14 protein-coding genes and 1 other RNA gene are annotated in these 16,408 nt (G+C 41.4%); 13 read left to right on the top strand and 2 right to left on the bottom strand.

What is annotated here, in order from left to right:
• Window positions 1-159 precede the first annotated feature (159 nt).
• Entirely contained in the window at window positions 160-2,139 is a 1,980-nt protein-coding gene (locus tag TZ90_RS07105) for a peptide ABC transporter substrate-binding protein (RefSeq protein ID WP_045612258.1), read from the top strand.
• A 141-nt stretch (window positions 2,140-2,280) separates the two neighbouring features.
• Here the strand turns inward: TZ90_RS07105 and pbp1a are convergent, their stop codons facing one another.
• Window positions 2,281-4,446 carry a penicillin-binding protein PBP1A gene (gene pbp1a, locus TZ90_RS07100; RefSeq protein ID WP_045612257.1) on the bottom strand — a complete coding sequence of 722 codons (2,166 nt, stop codon included), beginning with the start codon at window positions 4,444-4,446 and terminating at the stop codon, window positions 2,281-2,283.
• Window positions 4,443-5,039: a Holliday junction resolvase RecU gene (gene recU, locus TZ90_RS07095; protein ID WP_045612256.1), complete on the bottom strand. Its 597-nt coding sequence runs from the start codon at window positions 5,037-5,039 to the stop codon at window positions 4,443-4,445. The genes pbp1a and recU overlap by 4 nt, the downstream gene beginning before the upstream one ends.
• Before the next feature lie 66 nt (window positions 5,040-5,105).
• Here recU and TZ90_RS07090 point away from each other — a divergent pair, with 66 nt between their 5' ends.
• The 12 genes from TZ90_RS07090 to fni all read left to right on the top strand — a co-directional run bounded on the left by TZ90_RS07090 (window position 5,106) and on the right by fni (window position 16,379).
• On the top strand, window positions 5,106-5,633 hold the full coding sequence (locus tag TZ90_RS07090; RefSeq protein ID WP_045612602.1) for an SLOG family protein: 528 nt from the start codon (window positions 5,106-5,108) through the stop codon (window positions 5,631-5,633).
• A 72-nt stretch (window positions 5,634-5,705) separates the two neighbouring features.
• Entirely contained in the window at window positions 5,706-6,035 is a 330-nt protein-coding gene (gene gpsB, locus TZ90_RS07085) for a cell division regulator GpsB (protein WP_045612254.1), read from the top strand.
• 20 nt (window positions 6,036-6,055) lie between these two features.
• An RNA gene (gene rnpB / locus TZ90_RS10025) (RNase P RNA component class B) lies at window positions 6,056-6,437 on the top strand.
• An 85-nt stretch (window positions 6,438-6,522) separates the two neighbouring features.
• Window positions 6,523-7,680 carry a THUMP domain-containing class I SAM-dependent RNA methyltransferase gene (locus TZ90_RS07075; RefSeq protein ID WP_045612252.1) on the top strand — a complete coding sequence of 386 codons (1,158 nt, stop codon included), beginning with the start codon at window positions 6,523-6,525 and terminating at the stop codon, window positions 7,678-7,680.
• Window positions 7,681-7,692: 12 nt separating this feature from the next.
• Window positions 7,693-9,108, top strand: a complete 1,416-nt coding sequence (gene mapZ, locus TZ90_RS07070; protein ID WP_045612250.1) for a cell division site-positioning protein MapZ — start codon at window positions 7,693-7,695, stop codon at window positions 9,106-9,108.
• Between the two features lie 75 nt (window positions 9,109-9,183).
• Window positions 9,184-10,608, top strand: coding sequence for an NADP-dependent phosphogluconate dehydrogenase (gene gndA, locus TZ90_RS07065; RefSeq protein ID WP_000158778.1), 1,425 nt, complete (start codon window positions 9,184-9,186; stop codon window positions 10,606-10,608).
• Between the two features lie 11 nt (window positions 10,609-10,619).
• Window positions 10,620-11,309, top strand: coding sequence for a response regulator transcription factor (locus tag TZ90_RS07060; RefSeq protein WP_024056976.1), 690 nt, complete (start codon window positions 10,620-10,622; stop codon window positions 11,307-11,309).
• A 99-nt stretch (window positions 11,310-11,408) separates the two neighbouring features.
• On the top strand, window positions 11,409-12,350 hold the full coding sequence (locus tag TZ90_RS07055; RefSeq protein ID WP_045612247.1) for a PspC-like choline-binding domain-containing protein: 942 nt from the start codon (window positions 11,409-11,411) through the stop codon (window positions 12,348-12,350).
• 227 nt (window positions 12,351-12,577) lie between these two features.
• Window positions 12,578-13,456: a mevalonate kinase gene (gene mvk / locus TZ90_RS07050; RefSeq protein WP_045612245.1), complete on the top strand. Its 879-nt coding sequence runs from the start codon at window positions 12,578-12,580 to the stop codon at window positions 13,454-13,456.
• The gene (gene mvaD / locus TZ90_RS07045) at window positions 13,438-14,391 is read left to right on the top strand and encodes a diphosphomevalonate decarboxylase (protein ID WP_045612244.1); all 954 of its coding nucleotides are present in this window, start codon (window positions 13,438-13,440) and stop codon (window positions 14,389-14,391) included. The genes mvk and mvaD overlap by 19 nt, the downstream gene beginning before the upstream one ends.
• Entirely contained in the window at window positions 14,378-15,385 is a 1,008-nt protein-coding gene (locus tag TZ90_RS07040; protein ID WP_045612242.1) for a phosphomevalonate kinase, read from the top strand. The genes mvaD and TZ90_RS07040 overlap by 14 nt, the downstream gene beginning before the upstream one ends.
• Window positions 15,369-16,379 carry a type 2 isopentenyl-diphosphate Delta-isomerase gene (gene fni / locus TZ90_RS07035; RefSeq protein ID WP_045612241.1) on the top strand — a complete coding sequence of 337 codons (1,011 nt, stop codon included), beginning with the start codon at window positions 15,369-15,371 and terminating at the stop codon, window positions 16,377-16,379. The genes TZ90_RS07040 and fni overlap by 17 nt, the downstream gene beginning before the upstream one ends.
• The last annotated feature ends 29 nt before the right edge of the window (window positions 16,380-16,408 follow it).

Below are 16,408 nucleotides of genomic sequence, written 5' to 3'. Positions count from 1 at the left end.
GATAATTCCTTGACTACCTAATGTAGTTGAGGTATTTTTGATATTATTCATATTTTTGCAAACCTATTGTTTAAAAAATAATTTTCAAAAATTCAGAAAATTGTATTGACAGGACTCAAAAAAGGGGCTATAATGAATAAAAAAACAAAGGAGAAGACTATGAAAACAAGGAAAGTATTGGCTTTTGCGGGAGTAACTTTATTAGCAGCAGGTGTCTTAGCGGCTTGCTCGGGTGGTTCTGCTACTAAAGGTGAGCAGACCTTTGCATTTACATACGAGACACATCCAGATAATCTCAACTATTTGACAACTGGTAAGGCAGCAACTGCCGACATTACTAGTAATGTGATTGATGGATTGCTTGAAAATGATAAATACGGGAACCTTATTCCCTCAATGGCAGAGGACTGGTCAGTTTCTAAGGATGGCTTGACTTATACTTATAAGATTCGTCAGGATGCCAAGTGGTATACATCTGAGGGAGAAGAGTATGCTCCTGTTAAGGCTCAAGACTTTGTGACAGGTCTTAAATATGCAACAGATAAGAAAGCAGAAGCCCTTTACTTGGTACAAGATTCAATCAAAGGTCTGGATGCTTATGCTAAAGGGGAAATTAAAGATTTTTCTCAAGTCGGGATTAAAGCCCTTGATGATCAAACAGTCCAATACACGTTGAACAAACCTGAAAGTTTTTGGAACTCAAAAACAACCATGGGTGTGCTTGCGCCAGTTAATGAAGAGTTTTTGAACTCAAAAGGGGATGATTTTGCCAAAGCTACGGATCCAAGTAGTATCTTGTACAATGGTCCTTATTTGTTGAAATCTATTGTGACCAAATCTTCTGTTGAATTTGCGAAAAATCCGAACTACTGGGATAAGGATAATGTGCATATTGACAAGATCAAATTGTCATTCTGGGATGGTCAAGATACTAGTAAACCTGCAGAAAACTTTAAAGATGGTAGCCTTACAGCAGCTCGTCTCTATCCAACAAGTGCAAGTTTTGCAGAACTTGAAAAAGAGCTGAAAGACAATATTGTCTATACTCAACAAGACTCTGTTACGTATCTAGTTGGTACAAATATTGACCGCCAATCTTATAAATACACATCTAAGACCAGCGACGAACAAAAGACATCTACTAAAAAAGCTCTCTTAAACAAGGATTTCCGCCAAGCTATTGCCTTTGGTTTTGACCGTACAGCTTATGCCTCTCAGCTGAATGGAGAAACTGGAGCAAGCAAAATCTTGCGCAATCTCTTTGTTCCACCAACATTTGTTCAAGCAGATGGGAAAAACTTTGGCGATATGGTCAAAGAAAAATTGGTGACTTATGGGGATGAATGGAAGGATGTCAATCTTGCCGATGCACAAGATGGTCTCTATAATCCAGAAAAAGCCAAGGCTGAATTTGCTAAAGCTAAATCAGCCTTACAAGCAGAAGGAGTCCAATTCCCAATTCACCTAGATATGCCTGTTGACCAAACAGCAACTACAAAAGTTCAGCGCGTGCAATCTATGAAACAATCCTTGGAAGCGACTTTAGGAACTGATAATGTCATTATTGATATTCAACAACTACAAAAAGATGAAGTAAACAATATTACATATTTTGCTGAAAATGCTGCTGGAGAAGACTGGGATTTATCAGATAATGTCGGTTGGGGTCCAGACTTTGCCGATCCATCAACTTACCTTGATATCATCAAACCATCTGTAGGAGAAAGTACTAAAACATATTTAGGATTTGACTCAGGGAAAGATAATGTAGCTGCTAAAAAAGTAGGTCTATATGACTACGAGAAATTGGTTACTGAAGCTGGTGATGAGGCTACAGATGTTGCTAAACGATATGATAAATACGCTGCAGCTCAAGCTTGGTTGACAGATAGTGCTTTGATTATTCCAACTACATCTCGTACAGGGCGTCCAATCTTGTCTAAGATGGTACCATTTACAATACCGTTTGCATTGTCAGGAAACAAAGGTACAAGTGAGCCACTCTTGTATAAATACTTGGAACTTCAAGACAAGGCAGTCACTGCAGATGAATACCAAAAAGCTCAAGAAAAATGGATGAAAGAAAAAGCAGAATCCAATAAAAAAGCGCAAGAAGAACTTGCAAAACATGTGAAATAAGATAAAAAGAAGTTAGTTGTTCGCTAACTTCTTTTGGTTTATCGAAAATGAATTGGTGCCGGTCACCGCTTTTAGATATGACAGATCCTATTTTGTTGAAGAAAAAATCCTGAGCCTTTATTCTCAGGATTTTCTTTTATCTTACTGTTGTGGTTGCTGTTGAACTGGTGGATTTTGTGGCGTTGGTTGTACTGGTTGTGTTTGCTGAACAGTCTGACCAGCTTGTCCTTGATTAGGATCGGTTGCTGGAGCATTATTGGGTTGTTGACCTACCGTAGTACTTGCCTGTGTAGTTGAACTTTCAGCTGTTGAGGATTGTTGAGTAGAGGGTTCAGTCCATATTGGGCGAGCTCCATTTTTGAATACAAATTCCCCGTTTCTGAAAAGTCCGTCTGGCATCGTCCAGTCTTCTGGATGAGTATCTTCTGATAGATACGTTATCATTGAGCGATAAACTTTAGCTGCAACTAGGAAACCATCTCCAACGATAGGAGTTAAACGATTCGAATAACCTGTCCATACAGCCATAGAATACTTACGAGTATAACCAACAAACATTTCATCTGGAGCTACATAGCCAGTGTTTTTGATGTGTTTTTCAATTTCATCATCTGTGTAGTTAGAAGTACCTGTCTTACCAGCTTGCGCTAACCATGGGAGATAGGCTCCACGACCAGTTCCGTATGCCAAGACAGTTTTCATCATTTCGGTCATCATGTAAGCAGTTGTTTCTTTCATAGCTCGTGTACCAGCATCTGAAAATTCTTTTTCACTACCGTCACTGAAGACGACCTTATTGATATACATTGGCTTGTGGTAAATACCACCGTTGGCAAAAGCAGCATAGGCTGCAGCCATTTTTTCACTGCTTGCACCGTATTGTTTGTTAGATTCTGTTGTATTACTTGAAATGGCGTTTGCATAGTGGATGCTTGGATAATCGATACCTAAGCCATTTAGGAAGGTTTTCGCTCTATCTAAACCAACCTTATTTAGGGTTTCAACAGCTGTGACATTACGTGACTGTTGAAGTGCATACTGGATTGTAATATTTCCAAAGTAGCCTTTATCCCAGTTGTAGACGGGAGTATCAGTACCTGGATAGTTATAAGGAACATCATGTACTATAGTTGCAGTAGAGTCATAGACTCCATATTCTAAAGCGGGAGCATAGTCAGTGATTGGTTTCATAGTAGAACCCCAGTCACGGTTGGTTTCAACGGCTTGGTTGATTCCGAAAGATACATTACTTGATTGGTGACGGGCACCTAACTGAGCAATGACTTTACCATTTGTTACATCAACGATAGTAGAAGCTACTTGAAGTTCATCATCTGGATAAGCGACATACTCATCTGTGTTATAAACATCCCAAAGTCGCTGCTGAACATCTTTGTCGACATTAGTATAGACTTCCATACCTGTGGTAAGAAGGTTGTAACCAGTTTCTTGTTCAACTTGGTCGATTACTTCTTTGAGGTAGTTGTCCATATAAGCTGGATAACTATTGGCTGACTTCAAACTTTGGAGACCGTCAGTGACGGGAGTATTAATAGCTTTTTCATAATCTTCTGCACTAATGTATTTTTGCCCTTTCATTTCTGAAAGTACCAAGTTACGACGCTCTAGAGCAGCTTCTGGATGGGAATAAGGATCATATTGGTTTGGCGCTTGAGGCATTCCAGCCAAGAGTGCTAACTGTGGCAAGCTTAAGTCCTTCAAGTCTTTTCCATAGTAATTTTGGGCTGCGGTTTGCATTCCGTAGTTACCGTTAGACATGTAGACTTTGTTTATGTAGTAGGTCAGGATTTCTTGCTTGGTTGCTTTTTGTTCTAGTTGAACAGCTAGCCAAGCTTCTTGAGCTTTACGCGACAAGGTTTGATCAGCAGTTGAAGTAGAAAAATAAGTCAACTTAATCAATTGCTGAGTCAAGGTTGAAGCTCCTTGGAGACCCCCTCCACCTCGAAGATTTCTCAATGCTGCCCCAAGGATACGAATAGTATCAACTCCACGGTGATTAAAGAAACGATGGTCTTCAATGGAAATAATAGCATTAACTAATTCCGTTGGAATTTCATTTGATTGTGCATTGACACGACGTTCTGCTCCAAGATCGGCAATCAGTTCGTCTTTGTTATCGTATATCTTACTTGAAGTTGTAGCGACTAGTTTACTTTCGGACAGAGACGGAGCTTTGCTAACATAGTAGAGAAAAAGCCCTCCGCCTAGGACAACAGCTGCGATAAATACAGTTAAGAAGCCGATACTTGCATACTTAGCTATTCGCAGGATAGTTTGTTTGTTCATCTTGTTTTACCACCTAGTAAATGTTCTTTGATAATGTCGAGATAGGGAATTTGAGGAAAGGCGCCTTGCTCAATCAAATATCCATATTCTTGAATATATCCAAGTGGCATTGACTTTTGTCCCTTGTCTTGATGATAGAAACGAATCAAGTCAATAGCCGGCAATAAATAAGTTTCTTGCTGAGAAGAAAAGTGCAGGAGCACAAAGCAAATTCCTTGCTGGGCAAGGACTTGTTCCATATGCTGAATCTGATGAAGGTGAAAATTCTTCATTGGAATAGCATTCTTTTGTCGTGTTTCCTTGGCTTCAAAGTCAATGTAATGTCCTCTATATACGCCAGAGTAATCTGTTGTGGAAGCTTGTCTAAAGTAGGCTTCTACAATTTTGGCTCGACTACGTTGAGGATAGTCTACTCGAACAATCTGAACAGGCGTTGGCTTTTTATGGATAACTGCCATACCATGCGTTAGATAGTAGTCGTTTGTAGCGTTGATCATCTTTTCAAAAGTCATTCCTCGATTTGCGAAATTTTTGGGTTGAGAAATGGATGTTTGGTTTTTTTTTGATGAAATTTTATGAGGATAGTTGACCATATTTCTCCTTATTGGTACAATAACATCACTCTATTATACCATAAAAATAGAAAGAAAGGTGTAAAAATGACTACAGCTTTAATTATGGGATATTCTAATTTTGACTTGGGTTTGTTTAATGAAAAAGATATCAGGTTAAAAATTATAAAGAAAGCCATTCACCGTGATCTAGAAAGTTTAGCAGAAGAAGGGGCTAAATGGCTGGTCTTTACAGGGAACTTGGGATTTGAATCTTGGGTGCTTGATGTCGCAAATGAAATGAAAGAAGAATATGATTTCAGCCTAGCGACCATTTTTGATTTTGAAACACACGGGGAAAATTGGAATGAAGCGAATCAGCTTAAACTTAGCCAATTTAAGCAGGTCGATTTTGTCAAATATGCCTATCCTAAATATGAACATATGGGGCAATTACGAGATTACCAACGATTTTTACTGGAAAACACTGATTTAGCTTATTTTTTCTATGACCCAGAAAATGAGACCAAATTAAAATTTATAGACAATTTGATGAAAAATCAGGCAGGTTATCGCATAAAAAGGTTAACGTTTGAAGACTTAAATGAGCTAGTAGAAAATTTTTCTGAAAAGTAAGCCTTTGACCTTGATTTTTGTTTGCCTTTTTTTATATAATAATACTATTAGAAACCGAGAATGGAGAGAGAGATGGCAAGTATTATTTTTTCAGCAAAAGATATTTTTGAGCAAGAGTTTGGACGTGAAGTCCGTGGATATAGTAAGGTTGAAGTTGATGAATTTTTGGACGATGTCATCAAGGACTACGAAACTTATGCTGCCTTAGTCAAGTCTCTCCGTCAAGAAATTGCAGAGTTGAAGGAAGAATTGTCTCGCAAACCTGAATCTGCAACGGTTCAAGCAGAACCACTTGAAATGACGTCTACAACTTCTATGACGAATTTTGATATTTTGAAACGACTAAATCGTCTTGAGAAAGAAGTGTTTGGTAAACAAATTTTGGATAACTCTGATTTATAAGAGCTTATTTGAAAAGTGCAATTTTTGGATAATCGCGTGAGGAGAATTTCTTTTCATGAGGAAAGTCCATGCTAGCACAGGCTGTGATGCCTGTAGTGTTTGTGCTAGGCGAAACCATAAGCCTAGGGACGAGAGATCGTTACGGCAGTTGAAATGGCTAAGTCCTTGGATAGGCCAGAGTAGGCTTGAAAGTGCCACAGTGACGGAGTCTTTCTGGAAACAGAGAGAGTGGAACGCGGTAAACCCCTCAAGCTAGCAACCCAAATTTTGGTCGGGGCATGGAGTACACGGAAACGAACGTAGTACTCTGACTGCTACCAGCTGTAAGCTGTTAGTAGTAGACAGATGATTATCGAAGGAAGTGGTCCTAGTCACTTCTGGAACAAAACATGGCTTATAGAAAATTGCATATAGGTTGGGGCTGAGAAAACTTTCTCAACCTCATTTTTTAAAGTGGACATATAGAAAGGTCTTGCAAGACTGTAACATGAAAAAAGAATTTAATTTAATCGCTACTGCTGCAGCGGGTCTTGAGGCTGTCGTTGGTCGTGAAGTGCGAGAGTTGGGCTACGATTGTCAGGTTGAAAATGGACGTGTTCGTTTTCAAGGAGACGTGAGAGCCATTATCGAAACCAACCTCTGGCTTCGGGCAGCAGACCGTATCAAGATCATCGTAGGAACTTTTCCAGCTAAGACTTTTGAGGAGCTCTTTCAGGGAGTTTTCGCTCTAGATTGGGAAAATTATTTACCACTTGGAGCTCGATTCCCGATTTCAAAAGCCAAATGTGTGAAATCTAAACTACACAATGAACCCAGTGTTCAGGCTATTTCAAAGAAGGCCGTTGTCAAGAAATTGCAAAAATACTATGCCCGTCCAGAAGGTGTTCCTCTGATGGAAACTGGTCCTGAGTTTAAGATTGAGGTCTCTATTCTGAAAGACATAGCAACTGTCATGATTGATACGACAGGGGCTAGCCTCTTTAAACGTGGCTATCGTACCGAAAAAGGTGGCGCTCCTATCAAGGAAAACATGGCAGCAGCTATTTTGCAACTCTCTAACTGGTATCCAGACAAGCCCTTGATTGATCCAACCTGTGGTTCAGGAACTTTCTGTATCGAGGCAGTTATGATTGCCAGAAAGATGGCTCCAGGGCTTCGTCGCTCCTTTGCTTTTGAGGAATGGAACTGGATTAGCGATCGCTTGATCCAAGAAGTGCGCACAGAGGCGGCTAAGAAGGTGAATCGTGAACTGGAACTGGATATCATGGGTTGTGATATCGATGCACGTATGGTGGAAATTGCTAAGGCCAATGCTCAGGCAGCAGGTGTTGCAGGAGATATTACCTTTAAGCAGATGCGCGTGCAGGATTTGCGTTCTGATAAAATAAATGGAGTGATTATCTCTAACCCACCTTATGGTGAACGCTTGTCAGATGATGCAGGGGTTACCAAGCTTTATGCTGAGATGGGTCAAGTATTTGCTCCTCTGAAAACGTGGAGCAAGTTTATTCTAACTAGTGATGAAGCCTTTGAGACCAAGTACGGTAGTCAGGCGGATAAGAAACGGAAGTTGTACAACGGAACTTTAAAAGTTGATTTGTATCAATATTTTGGTCAGCGTGTTAAACGTCAGGAAGTAAAGTAGGAAGGAAAACTCATGAGTAAGAAAAGACGGAATCGTCATAAAAAAGAAAACCAAGAACCGCGATTTGATTTTGATGAAGCAAAAGAGTTAACAGTTGGTCAAGCTATTCGTAAAAATGAAGAAGTGGAAGCAGGAGTCTTGCCTGAAGATTCCATTTTGGACAAGTATGTCAAGCAACACAAAGATGAAATCGAAGCAGATAAGTTTGAAACACGTCAATACAAAAAAGAGGAGTTAGTCGAAACTCAGAGTCTGGATGATTTAATCCAAGAAGTGCGTGAGGCTGTAGAAGAGTCAGAAGCTTCTTCGGAGGAAGTTCCATCTTCTGAAGACATTTTACCACCCTTGCCTCTGGACGATGAGGAGCAAGGCTTGGATTCTCTATTGCTAGAGGATGAAAATCCAACAGAAATGACTGGGGAAGTGGAAGAGGAGAAAAAACTTTCTCGTCTGGATCAAGAGGACCCAGAAAAGAAAAGTAAAAAAGGTTTTGTTTTGACCGCTTTGGCGCTCGTATCAGTGGTTATCTGTGTCAGTGCTTATTATGTTTACCGTCAAGTGAATCGCTCAACAAAGGAAATTCAAACTTCTCAATCATCGTCTAGTGAGCAGAATATTCAGCCGATTTTAGAAGATTTCAATAGTCAATACGATGCCTTCTATACAGATAGCAACAAAACGGCTTTGAAAAATAGCCAGTTTGATAAACTGAGCCAACTTAAAACTTTGCTTGATAAGCTAGAAGGTAGTCGCGAACATGCGCTTGCAAAATCTAAGTATGATAGCCTAGCAACTCAAATCAAGGCTATTCAAGATGTCAATGCTCAATTTGAGAAGCCAGCTATTGTTGATGGTGTTCTGGATACCAATGCCAAAGCCAAATCGGATGCTAAATTTACAGATATTAAAACTGGAAATACGGAGCTTGATAAAGTTCTAGATAAGGCTATCAGCCTTGGTAAGAGCCAGCAAACAAGTGCTTCAAGCTCAAGTTCAAGTCAAACTAGCAGCTCAAGTTCTCGTCAAGCAAGTGAAAATACTGCTAGTGAAACAAGCCCAAGTAGTTCAAATGCTGCATCAACTGAAACTAGAAGTACCCGCAGTGAAGTCAATATGGGTGTATCAAGTGCAGGAGTTGCTGTTCAAAGAAGTGCGAGTCGTGTTTCTTATAACCAGTCTGCTATTGATGATAGCAATAATTCTGCCTGGGATTTCGCGGATGGTGTCTTAGAACAAATTCTAGCGACTTCACGTTCACGTGGTTATATCACTGGTAACCAATATATCCTTGAACGTGTTAATATCGTTAATGGCAATGGTTATTACAACCTCTACAAGCCAGATGGAACCTATCTCTTTACCCTTAACTGTAAGACAGGATACTTTGTTGGAAATGGTTCTGGACATGCGGATGACTTGGACTACTAAGCAGTCGTTACAAAATTCTTTCTTTTCAAAAGTAAAAATGATAAAATAAAACAAATTAAACAAGAGGAGTGTCAAATGACAAAAGCTAACTTTGGTGTTGTTGGTATGGCCGTAATGGGTCGTAACCTTGCCCTTAATATTGAATCTCGTGGTTACACAGTTGCTATTTACAACCGTAGTAAAGAAAAAACTGAAGATGTAATTGCTTGCCATCCTGAAAAGAACTTTGTACCAAGCTATGACGTTGAAAGTTTTGTAAACTCAATCGAAAAACCTCGTCGTATCATGCTCATGGTTCAAGCTGGACCTGGTACAGATGCTACTATCCAAGCCCTTCTTCCACACCTTGACAAAGGTGATATCTTGATTGACGGAGGAAACACTTTCTACAAAGATACAATCCGTCGTAATGAAGAATTAGCAAACTCAGGTATCAACTTTATCGGTACTGGGGTTTCTGGTGGTGAAAAAGGTGCCCTAGAAGGTCCTTCTATCATGCCTGGTGGACAAAAAGAGGCCTACGAATTGGTTGCGGATGTTCTTGAAGAAATCTCAGCTAAAGCACCAGAAGATGGCAAACCATGTGTGACTTACATCGGTCCTGATGGAGCTGGTCACTATGTGAAAATGGTTCACAACGGTATCGAGTATGGTGATATGCAATTGATCGCAGAAAGTTATGACTTGATGCAACACTTGTTAGGTCTTTCAGCAGAAGATATGGCTGAAATCTTTACTGAGTGGAACAAGGGTGAATTGGACAGCTACTTGATCGAAATCACAGCTGATATCTTGAGCCGTAAAGACGATGAAGGCCAAGATGGACCAATCGTAGACTACATCCTTGATGCTGCAGGTAACAAGGGAACTGGTAAATGGACTAGTCAATCATCACTTGACCTTGGTGTGCCATTGTCACTCATCACTGAGTCAGTATTTGCACGTTACATTTCAACTTACAAAGAAGAACGTGTACATGCTAGCAAGGTTCTTCCAAAACCAGCTGCCTTCAAATTTGAAGGAGACAAGGCTGAGTTGATTGAAAAGATTCGTCAAGCCCTTTACTTCTCAAAAATCATTTCATACGCACAAGGTTTTGCGCAATTGCGTGTAGCTTCTAAAGAAAACAACTGGAATTTGCCATTTGCAGATATCGCATCTATCTGGCGTGATGGCTGTATCATCCGTTCTCGTTTCTTGCAAAAGATTACAGATGCTTACAACCGTGATGCAGACCTTGCTAACCTTCTTTTGGATGAGTACTTCTTGGATGTTACTGCTAAGTACCAACAAGCAGTGCGTGATATCGTAGCTCTTGCTGTTCAAGCTGGTGTGCCAGTGCCAACTTTCTCAGCAGCGATTACTTACTTTGATAGCTACCGTTCAGCTGACCTTCCAGCTAACTTGATCCAAGCGCAACGTGACTACTTTGGTGCCCACACTTACCAACGTAAAGACAAAGAAGGAACATTCCACTACTCTTGGTATGACGAAAAATAAGTAGGTCTGCCATGGGGAAACGGATTTTATTACTTGAGAAAGAAAGAAATCTAGCTCATTTTTTAAGTTTGGAACTCCAAAAAGAGCAATACCGAGTTGATCAGGTTGAGGAGGGGCAAAAAGCCCTCTCCATGGCTCTTCAGACAGACTATGACTTGATTTTATTGAATGCTCAACTTGGGGATATGACAGCCCAGGATTTTGCAGATAAGCTAAGTCGGACTAAGCCAGCCTCAGTGATTATGGTCTTGGACCATCGCGAAGAATTGCAAGATCAGATTGAGACAATCCAACACTTTGCCGTTTCTTACATCTATAAGCCGGTTATTATTGAGAATCTGGTGGATCGTATTTCAGCGATTTTCCGAGGTCGGGACTTTATCGACCAACACTGTAGTCAGATGAAGGTTCCAACGTCTTACCGCAATCTGCGTATGGATGTAGAACATCATACCGTTTATCGTGGCGAGGAAATGATTGCTCTGACGCGCCGTGAGTATGACCTTTTGGCTACTCTTATGGGGAGCAAGAAAGTTCTGACTCGTGAGCAGTTGTTGGAAAGCGTCTGGAAGTATGAAAGTGCGACCGAAACAAATATCGTGGATGTCTATATCCGTTATCTACGTAGCAAGCTTGATGTAAAAGGTCAAAAAAGCTACATTAAAACCGTGCGTGGTGTCGGTTACACCATGCAAGAATAGAAAAGCAGTTGCAGTTTTGGAACTGCTTTTTATATGAGTTCTTTATATGTTGACATGCGATTTTGTATTTGCTACAATCAGTTATGGAGGATAGGTCTAATGAAAATAATAAAAAAATTGATGCCAATCGCATTAGCAGTCTTTTTCTTCGGTTTGCTAGCAACAAGTATAGTATTGGCGGATGATGCTGATTCAGAAGGCTGGCAATTTGTCCAAGAAAATGGTAGAACCTACTATAAGAAGGGTGAGATCAAAGAAAAGGCCTGGCGAGTGATTGATGGCAAGACCTATTATTTTGATCATGTATCAGGAGAAATGGTTGTCGGCTGGCAATATATCCCGTTTCCATCTAAAGGTAGTACAATTGGTCCTTACCCAAATGGTTTGAGATTAGAATCTATGCCAATGCCACAATGGTACTACTTTGGACAAGATGGTGTCTTACAAGAATTTGTTGGCAAGCAAGTTTTAGAGGCAAAAACTGCTACAAATACCAACAAACATCATGGGGAACAATATGATAGTCCAGCAGAGAAACGAGTCTATTATTTTGAAGATCAGCGTAGTTATCACACCTTAAAAACTGGTTGGGTTCATGATGAGGGACACTGGTATTATTTACAGAAGGATAGTGGCTTCGATGCTCGTATCGACAGTTTGACGGTTGGGGAGCTAGTGCGTGGTTGGACCAATGACAACTCAACTTGGTACTATCTCGATACAACAAGTGCTGCAATGCAAACTGGTTGGAAACAACTTGGCAATAAGTGGTACTACCTTCGTTCATCAGGAGCCATGGCGACGGGTTGGTATCAGGAAGGCTCAACTTGGTATTATTTAGACCAGTCAAATGGTGATATGAAAACTGGATGGCAATACCTTGGTAACAAGTGGTACTATCTTCGTTCATCAGGAGCTATGGTCACTGGCTGGTTCCAGGTCGGCAGTAAATGGTACTACGCTTATAGCTCAGGTGCTTTAGCAGTGAATACGACTGTAGATGGCTATTCTGTCAATTATAATGGCGAATGGGTTCAATAATGAAAGAGGCGATTGTGAAGGAAACAATCGCTTTTTTTGTGAAAATATAATAAAATAGATAGGAGAGAATAAATACTTGTAGGAAAAATAATACTCTTCGAAAATCAAATTCAAACCACGTCAGCGTCGCCTTACCGTACTCAAGTACAGCCTGCGGCTAGCTTCCTAGTTTGCTTTTTGATTTTCATTGAGTATGAGACGACTTTTTCGTCTAGTAAAAGGATAACATGACAAAAAAGGTTGGTGTCGGTCAGGCACATAGTAAGATTATTTTAATAGGGGAGCATGCGGTCGTTTACGGCTATCCTGCTATTTCCTTGCCTCTTTTGGAGGTGGAGGTGACTTGTAAGGTAGTTCCTGCAGCGAGTCCTTGGCGTCTCTATGAGGAGGATACTTTGTCCATGGCGGTTTATGCTTCGCTTGAGTATTTGGATATCAAAGAATCCTGCATTCGCTGTGAGATTGACTCGGCTATCCCTGAGAAGCGGGGAATGGGTTCGTCAGCTGCTATCAGTATAGCGGCCACTCGAGCTGTTTTTGACTATTATCAAGCTGACCTGCCTCATGATGTACTAGAAATCTTGGTCAATCGGGCGGAGATGATTGCCCATATGAATCCAAGTGGTTTGGATGCCAAGACCTGTCTCAGTGACCAGCCTATTCGCTTTATTAAGAACGTAGGATTTACAGAGCTTGAGATGAACTTATCCGCCTATTTGGTGATTGCCGATACCGGTGTTTATGGTCATACTCGTGAAGCCATCCAAGTGGTTCAAAACAAGGGCAAGGATGCCCTGCCGTTTTTGCATGCCTTGGGAGAATTGACCCAGCAGGCAGAAGAAGCGATTTCACAAAAAGATGCTGAAGGGCTGGGGGAAATCCTCAGTCAAGCGCATTTACATCTAAAAGAAATTGGTGTTAGTAGCCCTGAGGCAGATTCCCTCGTTGAAACGGCTCTTAATCATGGTGCTTTGGGTGCCAAGATGAGCGGTGGTGGGCTAGGAGGCTGTATCATAGCCTTGGCAGACAATTTGACACACGCACAAGAACTAGCAGAAAGATTAGAAGAGAAAGGAGCTGTTCAGACATGGATAGAGAGCCTGTAAAAGTACGTTCCTACGCAAATATTGCCATTATCAAATATTGGGGAAAGAAAAAAGAAAAAGAGATGGTGCCTGCTACTAGCAGTATCTCTCTGACTTTGGAAAATATGTACACGGAGACGACTTTGTCGCCGCTACCGACGGATGCGATGGCTGATGCATTTTATATCAATGGTCAGTTACAAAATGAGGCGGAGCATGCTAAGATGAGTAAGATTATTGACCGTTATCGTCCAGCTGGTGAGGGCTTTGTCCGTATTGATACTCAGAACAATATGCCTACCGCGGCGGGTCTGTCCTCAAGTTCTAGTGGTTTGTCCGCCCTGGTCAAGGCTTGTAATGCTTATTTCAAGCTTGGATTGGATAGAAGTCAGTTAGCGCAGGAGGCTAAGTTTGCTTCAGGCTCTTCTTCTCGGAGTTTTTATGGACCGCTAGGAGCCTGGGACAAGGATAGTGGAGAAATTTACCCTGTAGAGACAGACTTGAAACTAGCTATGATTATGTTGGTGCTAGAGGATAAGAAAAAACCAATCTCTAGCCGTGACGGGATGAAACTCTGTGTGGAAACTTCGACGACTTTTGACGACTGGGTACGTCAGTCTGAGAAGGATTATCAGGATATGCTGGTTTATCTCAAGGAAAATGACTTTGCCAAGGTTGGGGAGTTAACGGAGGAAAATGCCCTAGCTATGCACGCTACGACCAAAACAGCATCACCAGCCTTTTCTTATCTGACGGATGCGTCTTATGAAGCCATGGACTTTGTTCGCCAGCTACGTGAGCAAGGAGAGGCTTGTTACTTTACTATGGATGCTGGTCCCAATGTCAAGGTCCTCTGTCAGGAGAAAGACTTGGAGCATTTATCAGAAATCTTCGGTCAACGTTATCGCTTGATTGTGTCAAAAACAAAGGATTTGAGCCAAGATGATTGCTGTTAAAACTTGCGGAAAGCTCTATTGGGCAGGTGAATATGCTGTTTTAGAGCCAGGGCAGTTGGCCTTGATAAAGGCCATTCCCATCTATATGAAGGGCGAGATTGCTTTTTCTGATAGTTACCGTATCTACTCAGATATGTTTGGTTTCGCAGTGGATTTGACGCCGAATCCTGACTACAGCTTGATTCAAGAAACGATTGCTTTAGTGGAAGATTTCCTGATTTATCGAGGTCAAACTTTAAAACCTTTTTCTCTAGAAATCCGAGGAAAAATGGAACGAGAAGGGAAAAAGTTTGGTTTAGGTTCTAGTGGCAGCGTCGTTGTCTTGGTTGTCAAAGCTCTGCTAGCTCTATATAATCTTTCTGTTAATCAGGGCCTCTTATTCAAGCTGGCTAGTGCTGTCTTGCTCAAGCGCGGAGACAATGGTTCTATGGGGGACCTTGCCTGTATTGTGGCAGAGGAATTGGTTCTTTACCAGTCATTTAATCGCCAGAAGGTGGCTACTTGGTTGGAAGAAGAAAACTTAGCGACTGTTTTAGAGCGTGATTGGGGCTTTTCAATCTCACACGTACAACCTGCCCTAGAATGTGATTTCCTAGTGGGATGGACCAAGGAAGTGGCTGTATCGAGTCACATGGTCCAGCAAATCAAGCAAAACATCAATCAGAATTTTTTAAGTTCCTCAAAAGCAATGGTAGCTACTTTGGTAGAATCCTTGGAGCAAGGAAAAGCCGAAAAAGTGATCGAGCAAGTAGAAGTAGCCAGCAAGCTCTTAGAAGGCTTGAGCGCAGATATTTACACGCCTTCGCTTAGACAGCTGAAAGAAGCCAGTCAAGATTTGCAGGCTGTTGCCAAGAGTAGTGGCGCTGGTGGTGGTGATTGTGGTATTGCCTTGAGTTTTGATGAGCAATCAACTGAAACCCTAAAAAACCGTTGGGCCGATCTGGGGATTGAGCTCTTATACCAAGAAAGGATAGGACATGACGACAAATCGTAAGGACGAGCATATCCGCTATGCCCTTGAGCAGAAAAGTTCCTATAATAGCTTTGATGAGGTGGAGTTGATTCATTCTTCCTTGCCTCTTTACGATCTGGATGAAATCGATCTGTCGACAGAATTTGCTGGTCGAAAGTGGGATTTTCCTTTTTATATCAATGCCATGACAGGTGGAAGCGATAAGGGAAGAGAAATAAATCAAAAGCTGGCTCAGGTGGCGGAAGCCTGTGGGATTTTATTTGTAACGGGCTCTTATAGTGCGGCTCTCAAAGATCCATCAGATGCCTCTTTTTCTGTCAAGTATGATCATCCAAATCTCCTTCTTGGAACCAATATTGGATTAGACAAGCCTGTTGAGTTGGGACTTCGGACTGTAGAAGAGATGAATCCTCTTCTCCTGCAGGTGCATGTCAATGTTATGCAGGAGTTGCTCATGCCCGAGGGAGAAAGAAAGTTCAGAAACTGGCAATCGCATCTAGCAGACTATAGCAAGCAAATCCCCGTTCCTATTGTCTTAAAGGAAGTCGGCTTTGGGATGGATGTGAAGACCATCGAAAGAGCCTATGAATTGGGCGTTCGAACCTTTGACCTGTCAGGTCGTGGTGGCACCAGCTTTGCTTATATTGAAAACCGTCGCAGTGGTCAACGTGACTACCTCAATCAATGGGGTCAGTCTACCATGCAGGCCCTTCTCAATGCCCAAGACTGGAAAGACAAGGTCCAACTCTTGGTCAGTGGAGGGGTTCGGAATCCACTGGATATGATTAAGTGCCTGATTTTTGGCGCCAAAGCTGTAGGACTGTCTCGAACAGTTCTGGAATTGGTTGAAACCTACACAGTTGAAGAAGTGATTGGCATTGTCCAAGGCTGGAAAAACGATCTGCGTTTGATTATGTGTGCCCTTAATTGTGCCACCATAGCAGATCTGCAAAAAGTAGACTATCTTCTTTACGGCAAACTAAAAGAAGCAAATGATCAGATGAAAAAGGCGTAATCACCGCCTTTTTTCCATCTTCAGACCGA

Origin of the sequence: Streptococcus mitis (assembly GCF_000960005.1) — a bacterium.
GTDB lineage: Bacteria > Bacillota > Bacilli > Lactobacillales > Streptococcaceae > Streptococcus > Streptococcus mitis_CK.
This window is presented reverse-complemented; position numbering and strand designations above follow the sequence as displayed.

Bases quoted from the DNA above. Each gene is read 5' to 3' on its own strand.
- TZ90_RS07105 (WP_045612258.1), top strand. From the start codon at position 160: ATGAAAACAAGGAAAGTATTGGCTTTTGCGGGAGTAACTTTATTAGCA.
- pbp1a (WP_045612257.1), bottom strand. From the start codon at position 4,446: ATGAACAAACAAACTATCCTGCGAATAGCTAAGTATGCAAGTATCGGC.
- recU (WP_045612256.1), bottom strand. From the start codon at position 5,039: ATGGTCAACTATCCTCATAAAATTTCATCAAAAAAAAACCAAACATCC.
- TZ90_RS07090 (WP_045612602.1), top strand. From the start codon at position 5,106: ATGACTACAGCTTTAATTATGGGATATTCTAATTTTGACTTGGGTTTG.
- gpsB (WP_045612254.1), top strand. From the start codon at position 5,706: ATGGCAAGTATTATTTTTTCAGCAAAAGATATTTTTGAGCAAGAGTTT.
- TZ90_RS07075 (WP_045612252.1), top strand. From the start codon at position 6,523: ATGAAAAAAGAATTTAATTTAATCGCTACTGCTGCAGCGGGTCTTGAG.
- mapZ (WP_045612250.1), top strand. From the start codon at position 7,693: ATGAGTAAGAAAAGACGGAATCGTCATAAAAAAGAAAACCAAGAACCG.
- gndA (WP_000158778.1), top strand. From the start codon at position 9,184: ATGACAAAAGCTAACTTTGGTGTTGTTGGTATGGCCGTAATGGGTCGT.
- TZ90_RS07060 (WP_024056976.1), top strand. From the start codon at position 10,620: ATGGGGAAACGGATTTTATTACTTGAGAAAGAAAGAAATCTAGCTCAT.
- TZ90_RS07055 (WP_045612247.1), top strand. From the start codon at position 11,409: ATGAAAATAATAAAAAAATTGATGCCAATCGCATTAGCAGTCTTTTTC.
- mvk (WP_045612245.1), top strand. From the start codon at position 12,578: ATGACAAAAAAGGTTGGTGTCGGTCAGGCACATAGTAAGATTATTTTA.
- mvaD (WP_045612244.1), top strand. From the start codon at position 13,438: ATGGATAGAGAGCCTGTAAAAGTACGTTCCTACGCAAATATTGCCATT.
- TZ90_RS07040 (WP_045612242.1), top strand. From the start codon at position 14,378: ATGATTGCTGTTAAAACTTGCGGAAAGCTCTATTGGGCAGGTGAATAT.
- fni (WP_045612241.1), top strand. From the start codon at position 15,369: ATGACGACAAATCGTAAGGACGAGCATATCCGCTATGCCCTTGAGCAG.